Raw genomic sequence first — 15,216 nt, forward strand, 5'->3', positions numbered from 1 at the left:
ACGGTCGAGGAGGATGCGTGGATGAAACGATTACGACAATACAAGGAATTCTGGGCAGTGATAACGCTCGGAGTCATCGCATTAGGACTCCAATTTGGGTTACAGCGCGCTAACCTGGCTCAGATCTTAATTACGGCGTTTGGGTTACTACTGGCACTGCTGATGCTTGTGGAAATGGTTCAGACCCTACGTTCCGGAAAATTTGGGATTGACCTGTTGGCGATTACGGCGGTCCTAGCAACCCTAGCCGTCGGCGAATATTGGGCGGCGCTGATCGTGTTACTAATGTTGACTGGTGGGGACGCGCTGGAAGACTTTGCGGCGCGTAAGGCCAACAGTGAACTTCAGGAGCTGCTAAATAATTCGCCCCAGATTGCTCATCGAGCCGGGGACGAATCCTGGGAAGACGTTGCTGTCGGTGAAATTTCCGTGGGCGATCGCCTCCTGGTTAAGCCTGGTGAGGTGATGCCCGTGGACGGAACATTGCTGACGGGGCCAACCTCGGTCAATGAGTCCTCACTGACGGGGGAAGCTCGGCCAATAGACAAGCAAGTCGGAATGACCGTGATGTCCGGGAGCTTGAACGGTGAGGCTGCGGTGGAACTTAGAGCCGATCAGACGGCCGATAACAGTCAGTACCAAAACATCGTCCGGCTGGTTAAACAAGCCGAGGAACGGCCGGCAAAGTTCGTTCGGTTGGCCGACCGGTATGCAGTGCCCTTTACCCTATTAGCTTATGTGATCGCGGGGATTGCCTGGGCGGTGTCAAAGGACCCCGTGCGGTTTGCCGAAGTCTTGGTCGTCGCTTCACCTTGCCCACTGATTTTAGCAGCACCGATTGCTCTGATCTCGGGGATGAGTCGGGCTAGTCGAAATGGAATTATCGTGAAGACTGGGACGACGTTAGAAAAGTTAGCCAAGGTTAAAACGGTGGCCTTCGATAAGACCGGAACGATTACCCAAGGACGTCTTGTGGTGGATCGGGTGGTGCCCGTCACTGCGCTCAGTAGTGATCGACTCCTCCAGTTCGCGGCGAGTGCTGAACAGCACTCGGGTCACGTCTTGGCGCAGTCGCTAGTTGCCGCTAACCAGGAACCACTTCTAGAAGCCAGTGGGGTCAATGAGACCACGGCTCAAGGAGTGGCGGCGACGATCGACGGGCAAGCGGTCCGCGTCGGTAAGCGCAGCTTTGTCACCGAAAATAAAGTGGAACAGCCGGACCAAACAGCGGTATACGTAGCCGTGGCTGGTATTTATCAAGGGTACGTGAGCTTCACCGATCGCGTTCGGCCTGAGGCACAAGCGACTATGGGCGTTTTGCGTGACACCGGTGTGGAACACCTCCTCATGATTTCCGGGGACCGCCGTGCCGTAGCGGAAATTATCGCTAAAGAAGTTGGGATCGACCAGGTTCACGCGGAGTGTTTGCCGGCCGATAAAATTAAGGTGTTGGCGGATCTCCCAGTCGAACAGTTACCAGTCGCGATGGTTGGAGACGGAATTAACGATGCCCCATCACTGGCAACGGCCGATGTTGGCATTGCCATGGGAGCACACGGTGCCACGGCGGCCAGCGAGTCCGCCGATGCGGTGGTCCTCAAGGATGATTTGACGCGGGTCAGTGTGGCCAGAAAGATTGCGCAGGATACGATGCGGGTGGCAAAACAAGCCGTCTTGATTGGAATTTTTATCTGTACCGGATTGATGCTGATTGCTAGCTTTGGGGTGATTCCCGCCATCGTTGGGGCTGTCTTTCAGGAAGTTGTTGACACCGTCACCATCCTCTATGCCTTGCGGGCCCGAGTGGATCGCTAGGCACCCACTTGGAGAGAACGTTACTTTCCTAAGCCAGGTCGATTGCGGTATGATAAAGCTGTAAGTGGTTTCAATTAAATCGAAGAGGAGCCTGAAAGATGACAAAATCTATCTACACCGATTATTTCTTTGATGAACCGGCTTATAACACCCACGATGGTGGCTATGTTCCTTTGGAAGAACCCACCACGCCTGAACAACCTTTGCGGATTCCACCGTTATTGAAACCAGATAAGGAAACCGCAACGGATACTTACTACACGGTCGAAGCCCAAGCAGGAGAAACACAACTCCTACCAGGCAAGAAGACCAAGACCTGGGGCTACAATGGGAGTCTGCTGGGTCAAACGATCGTCTTCGCTAAAGGCAAGACCATGCATATTGATTTGAAAAATAGTTTACCGGAACTGACCACATTCCACTGGCACGGTCTGAACGTTCCCGGTCCTTACACGGACGGTGGCTGTCACGCGCCCGTATATCCTGGGAAGACCCGCCACATCGACTTCAAGGTCGATCAACCCGCTGCGACGCTGTGGCTACATGCCCATCCATGTCCATCAACGGCCGAACAGGTCTGGCATGGACTCGCTGGTCTGGCCTTGGTTACCGACGATGTCGAGGCTAAATTGCCATTTCCACGTCACTACGGGGTCGACGACATTCCGTTAGTCTTACAGGACCGGCGCTTCCACGAAGATAATCAGTGGGACTACGATGCCGACTACGATCCCGATGGGGTCCAAGGACCAACGGCGATGATCAATGGGACTATCAATCCTTACTTTGATGTCACCACGCAACGGCTCCGGCTACGGATTTTGGATGGGGCCAACCGGCGTGAATGGCGGCTTCACTTTAGTGACGACTTACCATTCACGCAGGTCGCTTCCGATGGTGGGGTCTTGCCAAGTCCAGTTGAATTTACCCATTTGATGTTAACCTGTGCCGAACGGGCCGAAATCATTGTCGACTTCGGGAAGATTCAACCTGGGAAGACGGTGACGCTTTACTCGGATGACGTGCCGCTGGTTCGGTTCCGGGTTCACGACTTCGCCGCAGATGATGTGACGTTGCCAGAGCACTTGGTCGACATTCCTGATCCAGAAGTCACGCCCGATACCCCAGTCCGGAAGGTTGTCATGTCCGGGATGGATGAAGCAGTCATGATGGATGGCAAGAAATTTGAAATGCAACGTATCGACGCCCGCCAGAAGGTTGGCAATGTTGAATTGTGGGATATTACAAACACGAATGATATGGATGGCGGAATGGTTCACCCATTCCACATGCACGGGACGCAATTCAGAGTGTTATCCAGAAATGGCCATGAACCTTATGCCAATGAGCACGGATTAAAGGATACGGTTGGGGTCAACCCCGGCGAAACGGTTCGCATCAAGGTCTGGTTCGAACACACTGGGGTCTACATGTATCACTGCCATATCATTGAACACGAAGATGGCGGGATGATGGCGCAAATCGAAGCGTACGATCCCGATAATCCGAAGACTTATAAGTTAATGGATATGGACACGTTAATGAACGCGATCGCTGAAGAACGTGGAATTGACGTTAAGGATCTCCGTTTAGCGGGGATGAGTTCCTATGAGAAGATGGGAATGAAAATGTAAGAGAGTGCGAAAAAGGGCGATTAGGTCCTGAGCATTAGAGGAATAAGGTGTTTCTGTTCGGCTACGCCGAGCAGGAGCACCTTATTTTTCTAAGCGCAGGGACCTAATCGCCCTTTTTCGCACGTTTCAGAGGCCGCAAGTTTCCGGATCTAGTGGCGAGAGCCAGTCAAATGATTGCTAGTTCAGGCAGCAACGGCTAAGCGCAGGAGTCTGGCTCGCGTAGCACGTTTCAGAAGCAACAAGTTTCCGGATCTAGTGGCGAGAACTAGTCAACTAACGCAAGTAAGTCGGCCCAACAATAACGATTGAGCGAATACCTTTTTCGCGGCAGAAAAATTAACAAGAATCAATGTATAAGTACCAAAATAATTAGGCAGTGTTCGGCTAGTGGAAAGTATTGTTGACCGCAAATGTTTGTGCCATAATTACAATGTACATACTGAATGATTTTCTACAGGAGGATATTCATGAAATTAGGACGGTTCGGTGTCTGGCTAGTCACAGGATTATCGTTATTCATTGGCGTGGGTGTTGCGGCTGCCAGTCCAGCACAAGTTGTCCATGCGAAAGCCAAGACGACGTTAAAGACTTTTCCAAAGAGTATGCGGGGAACTTGGTATTCTTATCAATACAACACGATGTATAAGTATAAGATTACAGCGACTAAATTTATCAATAATGGTTTCGTAGAGCGTTTGCATTCACGAAAAACATCATACGTTGTCAAACATACGATGAACTCGAAACATCCATCTTGGTTTATTGCGAAGAACGCGAAGGCCAAGAAACAAACTTGGGTTACCGTTTGGGGCTGGGATCAATGGGGTGGCGACTGTGCTGCCTATCGTGTGACGACGCATAAGCTTGACGGCCATAAGGTGCCAGTCTTACAAGTAGCTGGTGGTCCGGCCACCGGGTATTGGACGACGGGTCATGGTTATCATACGAAGAAGTTAGCAAAAAAGTATGGCAATCACTACTACAAGGGTGAACGTAAACACAGCTTGAATTAGCACATGTATTTAGTGGCAAAATAGGGACTAAAAAAGCGTTTGGAATTTAAATTCCAAACGCTTTTACTGTCCATGTTTCTTCCCCCGCAACACGTGATCCACGTGTGCCAGAGTTTCATTCACGATATCCAAAATATGGGGATCGTCGAGTTGATAGAAATTTTGTTTGCCCACCCGGCGAGAAGTCACGAGTTGTTCCTTCTTCAGGAGTGCAAGCTGGTGGGAGATAACGGATTGTTCAACAGACAGCAGGTTGCTGAGCTCACTGACGTTGAGTTTCCTTTGCTCTAAGAGATAAAGGATCTGTAGCCGCGTGGTGTTGCTCAGGAGTTTGAAGATATCCTGAGAAGCATTGAGTGCGGGTTCCTGGATTAATTTGACATTTTGAGTGGTTGCCGACATGAAAAAGCTTGCTCCTTTCATATGATCATGATAACATATGTTACGAACAACATATGTGGGGAGATGCGTCATGATAAAAACAATTTTAACAGGAGTCACAGCGTACATTTCAACCGGACTCGACTACTTAATTATTCTAATGGTAATCTTTGGCCGCGTAAAGCATGAAGACCGCTGGTTGGTCCTAATTGGGGACTTTTTAGGAACGATTGCCTTAGTTGGGTGCTCGTTAGCTATCGCATTTTTCCTAGGATTTGTACCGGCACCATGGTTGTTAGGCTTGCTGGGATTAATTCCAATCTTCCTGGGAATCAAGTTGTGGGTTGCGGGGGATGATGACGATACTGACGCCATTGCGGCCAAGGTGGCAGACCCGAAACGGCTAATCGGGAGTGTTGCCCTGATCACCATAGCAACCTGTGGGGCGGATAACGTGGGGATTTACGTGCCGTTGTTTACCACGGTGGCGCCAAGTACGATTCCTCTGATCCTCCTGACATTTGCTGTCATGGTTGTGATTTTCTGGGAGATTGGGTATCGGCTGGCGTGCTTACCTAAAGTGGCGGATATCCTCGAAAAAGAGGGACGCTACATCACCGTGGTCGTTTACATCCTAATCGGCCTGTATATCCTATGGGATAGTGGTACGGTGCCCCACCTGATTCATCTATTATAAATAAAAAATGCGATCGGGAGGCTATCCTGATCGCATTTTCGAATTTAGAAGAATAATTTGCTAGCAATGGTAACCCCAGTCATGAGCACGACCGAAGAGAGGGTGGCGGCGAGAAAGGCATTGCCCCCGCGTTGGAAAATCACCCGGAAGTTGACGCTCATCCCCAGAGCGGCCATGGCCATCCCCAGAAAGACGTAGGCTAACTTAACCAACCCGGCCAAGGTAGCGGCACTCAGTGGCAACCAGGTACCAAGAATACTGGTCAACAGGAAGCCGGCCATGAACCAAGGAATTGGTAGCTTCGTGTGCTCAGAAGTCGTGGCAGTGGTCGTTTTTTTCTGATACCACCAGCCAATGATGAGGGCAGCCGGTGCGAGCAACAGGACCCGGGAAAGTTTGGTGATGATGGCTGTGTCAAGGCTGACGGGACCGCCAGCACTGCCGGCGGCGACGGCATGGGCGATCTCGTGAAGTGATCCGCCGGTCATGACGCCAAACTGAACGGCAGTCAAGTGAAGCAGGGGCTTCAAGCCAATTTCAATCAACGTGAACACGGTTCCTAGGATGGCCACGATGGCCACGGCCAGGACTTCGTTTTCTCGTTGCCGTTCGGCCTTGTCGGGACTGACCTTGATCTGTGGGGAGACGCCCATGACGGCGGCGGCCCCACAGATACTGGTCCCAGTGGCCGTGAGAATTGCGAGCTCGCGGTCAACGCCGAGTTTACGGCTGAGGTTGTAGGTCAGCAGGACCATACCCGTGACGACGACAGCGGCCAGGGCAATGGTCTTGACACCAGCTTGGGCTAATTGAATCAAATTTAATTTAAACCCTAAGAGAATAATACCTAAACGCAAAAATTTATTACTGATAAAACCAATGCCATCCCGGCTGACGGCGATGGTGCGGGGACTCAGCTGACAGAGCATGCCCAGCAAGAGGGCCAGAACCAGGGCGCCCACCAGGTTTAAGTAAGGGAGTTGGGCGAGTTCACTGCCTAAAACCGCACAGATGAGTGTGGCCCCGGCCGCGAACCAGAAGCTGCGGGTGCTAAGGGTTGTTCGAATATCCAAGATGTTCTCCTCCTCGAAAATGATAAGTCTTAGTTTACCGGAAATTGGTTATAAGTTAAAATTGGAATGAATAATAGCGTCATAAGAACGACTTATATAAGAGAGAGGGAAAAGCCATGCTCGACAATCGCTATCAAACGTTTCTAGTGCTCGCAACGACGAGATCCTATACGCAGACGGCCCAACAACTCTACATTACCCAACCGGCCGTTTCCCAGCAGATCAAGAGTCTGGAGGCAGAACTTGGGGTAACACTCGTCACTTATCGGCGGCCGCATCTGACGATCACTCTGGCCGGACGGGAGCTCGCAGATTTGGTTCAGCGGGTCCAAGTTCAAACGGATAAAGTGTTGGACCATCTCAAACATCCGCGAACGCCGAAGCACTTGACCTTCAGTACCACGCTGTCACTCAGTGAGTTCCTCGCACCGCAACTGATTGGTCACCTCCAGCAAGCCGGACCCTACCAGGAGATTACCTGTCGCGTGACGAATACGCAGGCTGCCTTGGCGGCGTTGACCACGGGGGCGAGTGATTTCGCCTTGATTGAAGGAAACTTCGATAAAAGCCAGTATGACTACCAGGTCGTTCGGCAAGAACCGTTTGTGGGCGTGGTAGCGGCTGACCATCCCCTGGCGGCCTTACCTACAGTTAGTTGGACTGACCTCCTCAACTATCCCTTAATTATCCGGGAGACGGGTTCCGGTAGTCGCGAGATTCTCCGGCATCTCGCCGCGGCAGCTAACGTGTCGTTCGCCGAATTTCCACAAATCGTGACCGTCAATAATCCTACGGCCATCCGAGAACTGGTGGCCCAGGGAAGTGGCATTAGCTTTGTCTACCGCTCGGTGGTGGCCACGGCCATTGCCCGAGGAGACCTCCATGTCTTACCATTAGAAGCAGGGCAACTCAAACATGACTTGGACCTGGTTTATCCTCACGACAGTTATCTGGCTGGTGCTTACCAGAGCTGGGGAGAGTGGCTAAGGGGACAACAAGGGTAGTAGTGTTTCTTGATTTTTATATAGTTGAAACGTGCGAGAACAGGCAGCCGGCTCCGCTTAACCCCAATAACCAAACGACCCAAGCCCAGGGTCATTCGGTTATTGACGTTAATGCTCGCCGGCTAAACGCCTGTTCTCGCACTCTTACTGAGCAGATGATTAGACAAACACCGTCAAATATTGATATAGTAGTACTATTGTCGTCAAAAATCAGAGAAGGGGTGAGCCACCGTGACGAAAAAAACGAAACGGGCCATTTTTATTTTAATTTTTAGTGAATTCCTAGTCTGTCTAGGAATTAGCTTAGTGATTCCGGTCATGCCATTTATCAAGAATGAGTTGCATCTGACCGCCACCGATATGGGGATTATGAATTCCCTCTTTGCCTTTGCCCAGTTCGTGGCTTCGCCAATCATTGGGCGGCTCTCCGATCGCATCGGACGGAAGCCGGTATTAACTGCAGGACTCCTGCTATTCATGGTGTCCGAAGTGCTGTTTGCCTTGACCAACCGGTTAATGGTCTTCAACATTTCACGGTTAATCGGTGGGTTGGCCGCCGCCATGGTGGTGCCAACGGCGATGGCCTTGGCCGCCGATATTACCACGAAGCATCAGCGAGCCAGAGTTATTGGCTGGCTGTCGGCCGCCTTTAGTGGGGGACTCATCTTGGGACCTGGTATCGGGGGAATTCTGGCGGGTATCAGTTATAAGACGCCATTCTGGGCCGCTGGTGCCCTAGGGTTAGTCAGTGCAATTGTCCTGATCAGCCTGTTACCCAGCGATGCCGAAACCAAGAAGACCATGGCTGAGGTTGATGATCCCATCGCAGAGCCTTCAGCTCATCCCATGAGCCGAGCTTTCTGGACGGTGCCGATTATCATTCTCTTTACCATGATTCTGGTTTCCTCGTTTGGTCTGCAAGGGTTTGAAAGTATTTACAGTATCTACGTCAACGAAGTGTTCCACTTTAGCTTAAGCAATATCGCGTTAGTGTTGACCCTTAATGGATTAATCTCATTATTCCTGCAAGTGGCGATGTTTGATACCCTGGTGAGTCGATGGGGGGAACGGCGAGTTATTCGGGCCTGCTTCTTCCTGGCAGCCATCTGTGTGGTCTGGATTACTCAGGCTCACGGGAAGATTGCCGTGATGATCGCGACACTAATTATCTTCTCCTCATTTGACCTATTACGCCCAGCGATTACCACGCTGTTAACCAAAGCCAGTGAATCCAACCAAGGCTTGATTAATGGATTGAACATGTCGCTTACCAGTATCGGTAACATTGTCGGCCCCATCATGTCGGGGATGTTACTAGACATGAACCCCCACTACCCATACCTCGTGGTAGCGGGTTTCCTCATCGTTTCTTACCTGATGGCGTTTCTGTTGAAACGGCCCGAAGCGATGCAATCGGTAGAATAGAAAAGAAAAAGAGTGTGGAAAAGGGCGGTTAGTCAGCGAGCATTAACGGTGATAACCAGATAATCCTGGCTTTGGATTATTTGGTTATCAGTGTTAAGCGGAACTGACTGCCCTTTTTCACACGTTTCCACCATATAAATACCAACGACAGAAGAGCCTGGGACTAGTTTCCAGGCTTTTTTTATTCACCTATAAAAGATTAAGCGAAGGGGCCAAACACGCTGCCCCACTAGGTTCTAAACGGCTTTTAATTCCACCGAGAACACAAAAAGCAGCTAGCAAAGCTAGCTGCCTCCCCCAAAGCCTCCGATTGGCCATGGCCTATTCTGTTGGAACAACCGTATCACTGGTCTCTTCCCCAAGAGAATCAGTGATCCAGTAATAAATAGTTGGTTGGTGTCAGCCACATTGTCCCTCCCCAAAGGGACAACGTGTGGTCATGAACCAGGATGGCGCCAGCTGTTGAGTTACGGCTCGAACAAACTAAACGGTCGCGGTATTTATGCGTTACCCCCCAGTAGCGCACAAACAAGTTGAAGCGGCAAACAAAGCATTTTGACCCCGAATTGGTCTCGTTGGAAAGACCTATCAGGCATCAAATGATTTGTATCCATCCGGATGTTACAAGTACATTATATGGGGGATTATGGGTTTGGTGAATCCCGTAATTTAAGGAGTGAGTTACTAATTTTAACCTAGTTGGTCCTGTACGTGGTATGCTAATACTAAGCGTAATTGAGAAGATTGGTCTAGTTAAATCATGACGCCAGAAATGGCTGGGTTTGTTCAAAGTTTGAAAGGGAGGAATCACCATGCCACAGCCGTATCACGAACGACTGAATTATACGATGGCACTGCCGCTGAGAGTCATCGATCACGGCACTTGTGGACCTAAAATGGTTTTGCCGCACTGGCACAATTCGGTGGAATTGGCCTATGCTTATCGGGGCCATCCAGGAACCGTTCACATTGGGAGCTCGACGTTTGAAATGCAGGATCACCACCTCTACGTGGTTAACTCTGAAGTGGTGCACAGTTATGAAACGTATTTGGATGAGGATAATCAAATTGTGACCCTTCTCTTACCCGCAGCCTGGCTACGAAATGTGGTTGAGGACGAACAGCTGCCGATCTGGGGGCCTTTAGACCTGGATCTGAGAGCAGACCATATAGTGACTTAGGCCGCGCTGTGGACACGCTAGCCACCAATGCCGTGACGGAACCCGATCAGCGGGCAGACTATCTCGCGAGTTTAGGTGCGGAATATCAATTGGTGGGTCAATTGTTAAAACACTTACAGGTTAACGGGCAGGTCAGCAATGACCAACTGCCCCTACCAGAGCCACTGCGTCAGGCAGTGACCGAGATTCAGGAGAAGTATGGCACGGCCTTTTCGATTGCTGATTTAGCCGAACGACTGAATTATTCCAGCGTTTATTTCTCCCGCTTCTTCAAGGAATACATGGGGGTGGCCCCCAAGGCCTATCTGGGTCAGATTCGTTTGGAACGGGCCACCGAGCTCTTGATGACCTCTCAGGATTCGATTCAAACCATTGCGACCAAGACGGGCTTCCGGACGGAAAAGAATTTCTTCGTGACGTTCAAGCAACACTTCCAAATGACCCCGATGACTTATCGCGAACGCTATGCCGCACAACGGGCTTGGTCGTAGCATAACCATTGCTTGTATGGGGTATTTATGGTAGACTGAGCCAACATAACACAACGAATACGAGTGCAGAGCCAACGTTGCCGTTAATTGACACGTTGGTTTTTTACGCGAAAATCACAGGAGGTATCGTTCATGTTAACCGTCAATAATGTCAGTATGCAGTTCTCCGACCGGAAGCTCTACGACGAAGTCAATCTTAAGTTCACCCCGGGGAATTGTTATGGAGTCATTGGCGCTAACGGCGCCGGCAAGTCCACGTTCCTGAAAATCATTGAGAACAAGCTCAAGCCAACGACTGGGACTGTGTCCATGGGCCCGAATGAACGGATGTCCAGCTTGAACCAAGATCACTTTGCGTTCGAGAATGAAACGGTTTTGAACACCGTGATGCAAGGGTACAAGAAGCTCTATGACATCATGACTGAGAAGAATGCCATCTACATGAAGGCCGACTTCAGCGACGCAGATGGGATTCGTGCCGCCGAACTCGAAGCCGAATTTGGCGAAATGGGTGGTTGGGAAGCCGAGGCCGAAGCGAGTCAGATGTTACAATCCTTAGGCATCGATGAATCCCTTCACCAGTTGCCAATGAGTGAATTGACGGAACCGCAAAAGGTGAAGGTCTTACTGGGCCAAGCCTTATTCGGTCATCCCGACGTCTTGCTCTTGGACGAACCGACCAATGGGTTAGATGTCCAATCTATCAGCTGGTTGGAAAACTTCTTGGCAGGTTACGAAAACACCGTCATCGTCGTTTCCCATGACCGACACTTCCTGAACCAGGTCTGCACGCACATGTGTGACGTGGACTTTGGGAAGATCACGTTGTTTGTTGGGAACTACGATTTCTGGATGGAATCTAGCGAATTGGCGGCTAAGCTGAAGGCTAACGCCAACGCTAAGAAGGCCGACCAGATCAAACAATTGCAAGAGTTCGTGGCCCGGTTCAGTGCCAACGCCTCGAAGTCTAAGCAAGCCACTTCACGGAAGAAGCAACTTGAAAAGATCACGTTAGATGACATCAAGCCATCCTCCCGTAAGTACCCGTTCATTTCATTCAATCCAGAACGTGAATTGGGGAACGACTTGGTTCGTGTGGAACACTTGAGCAAGACTATTGATGGCGTCACGATTCTTGACGACGTGAACTTCACGCTGCGTCCCGGTGAGAAGGTGGCCTTCATTAGCCGCAATGACTTAACGACCACGATTCTGATGCAACTCATTTCCGGTGAGTTGGAACCCGACAGTGGGACCATTACCTGGGGTCAAACGACCAGCACGACCTACCTGCCAAAGAACGTCAACGACTACTTCGCTGACAACGAGATGTCTGTGATCGACTGGTTACGGCAATTCGCATCCAAGGAAGAAAGTGACAACACCTTCCTTCGTGGGTTCCTGGGGAAGATGCTGTTCTCCGGCGACGACGTTAACCGTGAAGTTGACGTGATGTCCGGGGGCGAAAAGGTCCGGGCAATGTTATCCAAGATGATGTTGAGCAAGGCAAACGTCCTCTTGTTAGACGATCCTACCAACCACTTGGACTTGGAATCCATCACGGCGTTAAACGACGCACTGGTTTCCTTCAAGAGTAGTATTCTCTTTACTTCCCATGACCACGAGTTCATTCAAACGATTGCTAACCGCATCATTGAGGTCTCACCAAAGGGAATCGTCGACCGAGCAGATACAACTTACGACGAATTCTTGGGCCACAAACAGGTTCAGGATCAGGTCGCAGCGTTGTACGCCGAATAGAGTGTGATAGAAAGCGGAGTTGGCTGCCTTCTAGCGCACGTTTCGACCATCTAAATTCAAAAAACCAAAGGGATGACAGCCGTCATCCCTTTTTTTATCCCGCAATCAACGCCGTTTAGTTCCCATTAAGCTCCCAATGCTAGACTGGTTTTCATGAACGAAGCCACGAGCTTCCGAAAGGATGAGTGCGTCATGAAATCAAGTCATCAAGGCCCCAAGCGTTGGTTAATCTTTGTTATGGCAGGATTCCTCCTGTTTGCTGGCGGTGGGGGAACGGGTTACCTTCTGGGTCAACAACAGGCCAAGTCGACCCAAACTCAGCAGATGAAAAACGCCCCTAAGGGCATGAGTGGCAAGCGTCCTAGCAAGCCGAATGGCCTGCCAAGTCAGAGTGGATCGAGTAGTCAGTAAATGAAAGTTGAAATCGGCGGCTCGAAAATTGAGCTGCCGATTTTTTTAGGTGCTGCGGACCAGTTGCCCGGTATTAACTTAGCAATAGCGGATTTCATTAAATTTAGGAACCCCCTAAACTTATTGTTACAATTATGTTACAATGGGGCAATCATCAGAGGAGGAGATTCGCTATGGATTCACAGGATCGCATTGATTTCAAACTCGGGGCCAAGGCTCAGGTGTTGGATCATTTTAAATTCTACTTTTTACTGACTATTCTTTGGTTGGCCTTGGGTTTCATTGGGGGCCTGACCTACCAGCGCAGTATGAATTGGATTATGGCCGTGAACAATAATTCTGGATTTGTCTTAGGTGGAGGCCTGTCGTTGGCCGGAGTTCTAACGATTGCGTCTGCGATCATGCGGGTGGGGTCCCAATTGACCATGATTGACTTGGACCGGGGTAAAATTACCATGGATAGCCCGCTTCAACGGAGTTTTGCCTTATTTGATAAAGGACAGTACTTCTTAGGCTGGCTCTTTATTGCCATCCTGGTGGGGATTTTTACCTTCCTGTGGAGCCTGTTATTTTTTGTTCCCGGTATGATTAAAGCCTATGCGTATTCGCAATCCTTTTATATTTATCGTGACGCCATCGACCGGAACGATCCGATCACACCGTTAGAAGCGATCACGGAATCTCGTCGCCTGATGGACGGCAACAAAGCCTTTCTCTTTATCATGGACCTGAGTTTTATCGGATGGATGATGTTGCAAGGCATTACCTTTGGATTCGCCGCCTTGTTTGTGCAACCGTACTATGATCAGACGCGGGCCAAGTTCTATAACCAGCTTGTGATCAGAGATGAAGACCAGCCGGCAGCGGATACCTTCGATGGAGATCAAGGGCCAGAAGCTTAATTTTAAAATAAACAAAACGTGAGGGTGGCGCGGTTTAGCGAGCCCTCTTTCTTTTGAAAATGGGGTTGGCTCGGGATTTTTCGTCTCGGGGGGTTGCCTTTTTAACTGTACTAGGTATAATAGTACACACAGAACAGGCAGCCATACCAAGGGGTGAAGAGCATGCAAGTTAACGATCAATCCAGTTTGCCATACTACGAGCAACTGGTATTGCGGGTAAAACAGCAAATCGTTCAGGGAATCTTGCGACCGGGAGACCGGTTACCGTCGGTGCGTGAAATGGCGCGCCAGGAACAGTTGAATCCGAATACGGTGAGCAAGGCTTATAAACAGTTAGAATCCCAGCACGTCATCTTAACGGTCCATGGTAAAGGGACCTACGTGCGGGAGACCACGGCACCGGCGGGAGATTCCGCCCAAGTCGTCGCGACCAAGAAACAATTATTAACGCTACTGACGGAAATTCAATATCTCGGCGTGCCTTTAGAAGACGTCGTGAGCTGGATCAAAGTGGCCTATGAGGGGGAAGCACAGTGACTTTAAATGTAGCAGGACTGAGTAAAGAGATTGGTGGTCGGCAGATCATCCAGGACATTACGTTTGAATGGGCACCGGGAGAAATTCTGGGGTTAGTCGGCCGAAATGGGGTCGGGAAGACCACGCTGTTCCGGAGCATGATGAATCACTACGTCCCAGAGGCCGGACAGGTCACGGTGGATGGTCAGAACGTCCAGCAGGTTCCCAGTCGGCAACAGCAATTATTCTTTATTGACACGCAATATAACTTTTTAAATAATTATCGGTTGTGGGAACTGCCGGACTTCTTCATGGCGGTTTATCCCCGCTTTGACGAGCAGCGATTTACATCCTTGTTAGCCGAGTTCAAACTCGACCGGAATAGCCAATATCGGCGTCTTTCTAAAGGGATGCGCGCATTGGTTAACTTGGTGTTGGCCTTGACCTCTAACGCCACGTATATCATTCTCGATGAACCTTTCGATGGCTTAGATGTGATTATTCGTGAAAATATTGCCTCGATGGTCATTGACGAGGTGGCCGACCAACAGAAGGGCTTCCTGATTTCATCACATGACTTGAATGAGCTCGATGGGTTGAGCGATCGGGTGTTGTTATTAAAGGACAGCAAACTGGTTCACGATTACAACCTGGAAGACATCCGGGCTAAGGCTAAGAAGATTCAGTTGGTCCTAAACGACCGGGTGATTCCGGCCGTCTTAAAGGAACACAGCCAGTTGATTCGCGTTTCTGGTCGGGTTTTGGTGGTGGTCATTACCAATTACACGCCGGAAGTTGATCAGGCCTTGAAAGATTTGAAGCCCGTGTTGTTTGAAGAATTACCATTAACGTTGGAAGACCTGTTCCGGGCTAACTTAGCTCACGAGACTGGTTACCAGATGATGAAGTAGG

15 protein-coding genes are annotated in these 15,216 nt (G+C 50.1%); 13 read left to right on the forward strand and 2 right to left on the reverse strand.

Annotation, left to right across the window (positions count from 1 at the left end; genetic code table 11):
- The first annotated feature begins 21 nt into the window (after positions 1 to 21).
- The 3 genes from IV54_RS02700 to IV54_RS02710 all read left to right on the forward strand — a co-directional run bounded on the left by IV54_RS02700 (position 22) and on the right by IV54_RS02710 (position 4,462).
- Entirely contained in the window at positions 22 to 1,815 is a 1,794-nt protein-coding gene (locus IV54_RS02700) for a heavy metal translocating P-type ATPase (RefSeq protein ID WP_057877861.1), read from the forward strand.
- Positions 1,816 to 1,913: 98 nt separating this feature from the next.
- A complete protein-coding gene (locus tag IV54_RS02705) occupies positions 1,914 to 3,449 on the forward strand; it encodes a multicopper oxidase family protein (protein WP_057877862.1) in 1,536 nt (511 codons plus the stop codon).
- Positions 3,450 to 3,916: 467 nt separating this feature from the next.
- Complete coding sequence (locus IV54_RS02710) at positions 3,917 to 4,462, forward strand: hypothetical protein (protein WP_057877863.1); 546 nt, start codon at positions 3,917 to 3,919, stop codon at positions 4,460 to 4,462.
- A 63-nt stretch (positions 4,463 to 4,525) separates the two neighbouring features.
- On the opposite strand, the gene IV54_RS02715 is transcribed toward IV54_RS02710, so the two are convergent.
- On the reverse strand, positions 4,526 to 4,864 hold the full coding sequence (locus IV54_RS02715; RefSeq protein ID WP_057877864.1) for an ArsR/SmtB family transcription factor: 339 nt from the start codon (positions 4,862 to 4,864) through the stop codon (positions 4,526 to 4,528).
- Positions 4,865 to 4,934: 70 nt separating this feature from the next.
- Between IV54_RS02715 and IV54_RS02720 the strand changes: the two genes are divergently transcribed.
- The gene (locus IV54_RS02720; RefSeq protein WP_057877865.1) at positions 4,935 to 5,540 is read left to right on the forward strand and encodes a cadmium resistance transporter; all 606 of its coding nucleotides are present in this window, start codon (positions 4,935 to 4,937) and stop codon (positions 5,538 to 5,540) included.
- 44 nt (positions 5,541 to 5,584) lie between these two features.
- On the opposite strand, the gene IV54_RS02725 is transcribed toward IV54_RS02720, so the two are convergent.
- Positions 5,585 to 6,613: a YeiH family protein gene (locus IV54_RS02725; RefSeq protein WP_057877866.1), complete on the reverse strand. Its 1,029-nt coding sequence runs from the start codon at positions 6,611 to 6,613 to the stop codon at positions 5,585 to 5,587.
- A 116-nt stretch (positions 6,614 to 6,729) separates the two neighbouring features.
- Here IV54_RS02725 and IV54_RS02730 point away from each other — a divergent pair, with 116 nt between their 5' ends.
- The 9 genes from IV54_RS02730 to IV54_RS02765 all read left to right on the forward strand — a co-directional run bounded on the left by IV54_RS02730 (position 6,730) and on the right by IV54_RS02765 (position 15,215).
- Entirely contained in the window at positions 6,730 to 7,617 is an 888-nt protein-coding gene (locus IV54_RS02730) for a LysR family transcriptional regulator (protein WP_057877867.1), read from the forward strand.
- A 231-nt stretch (positions 7,618 to 7,848) separates the two neighbouring features.
- Entirely contained in the window at positions 7,849 to 9,042 is a 1,194-nt protein-coding gene (locus IV54_RS02735) for an MFS transporter (RefSeq protein ID WP_057877868.1), read from the forward strand.
- A gap of 812 nt (positions 9,043 to 9,854) precedes the next feature.
- Positions 9,855 to 10,223: an AraC family ligand binding domain-containing protein gene (locus IV54_RS12055; protein WP_237756655.1), complete on the forward strand. Its 369-nt coding sequence runs from the start codon at positions 9,855 to 9,857 to the stop codon at positions 10,221 to 10,223.
- Positions 10,224 to 10,231: 8 nt separating this feature from the next.
- On the forward strand, positions 10,232 to 10,714 hold the full coding sequence (locus tag IV54_RS12060; RefSeq protein WP_237756656.1) for a helix-turn-helix domain-containing protein: 483 nt from the start codon (positions 10,232 to 10,234) through the stop codon (positions 10,712 to 10,714).
- A gap of 132 nt (positions 10,715 to 10,846) precedes the next feature.
- On the forward strand, positions 10,847 to 12,475 hold the full coding sequence (locus IV54_RS02745) for an ABC-F family ATP-binding cassette domain-containing protein (RefSeq protein ID WP_057877869.1): 1,629 nt from the start codon (positions 10,847 to 10,849) through the stop codon (positions 12,473 to 12,475).
- A gap of 192 nt (positions 12,476 to 12,667) precedes the next feature.
- On the forward strand, positions 12,668 to 12,886 hold the full coding sequence (locus IV54_RS02750; protein ID WP_057877870.1) for a hypothetical protein: 219 nt from the start codon (positions 12,668 to 12,670) through the stop codon (positions 12,884 to 12,886).
- 173 nt (positions 12,887 to 13,059) lie between these two features.
- Positions 13,060 to 13,788: a DUF975 family protein gene (locus tag IV54_RS02755; RefSeq protein ID WP_057877871.1), complete on the forward strand. Its 729-nt coding sequence runs from the start codon at positions 13,060 to 13,062 to the stop codon at positions 13,786 to 13,788.
- Positions 13,789 to 13,950: 162 nt separating this feature from the next.
- A complete protein-coding gene (locus tag IV54_RS02760; protein WP_057877872.1) occupies positions 13,951 to 14,325 on the forward strand; it encodes a GntR family transcriptional regulator in 375 nt (124 codons plus the stop codon).
- Positions 14,322 to 15,215 (forward strand): ATP-binding cassette domain-containing protein, encoded by an 894-nt coding sequence (locus tag IV54_RS02765; protein ID WP_057877873.1) that lies wholly within the window; start codon positions 14,322 to 14,324, stop codon positions 15,213 to 15,215. The genes IV54_RS02760 and IV54_RS02765 overlap by 4 nt, the downstream gene beginning before the upstream one ends.
- Position 15,216 lies beyond the last annotated feature (1 nt).

This window comes from Levilactobacillus paucivorans (assembly GCF_001437125.1).
GTDB lineage: Bacteria > Bacillota > Bacilli > Lactobacillales > Lactobacillaceae > Levilactobacillus > Levilactobacillus paucivorans.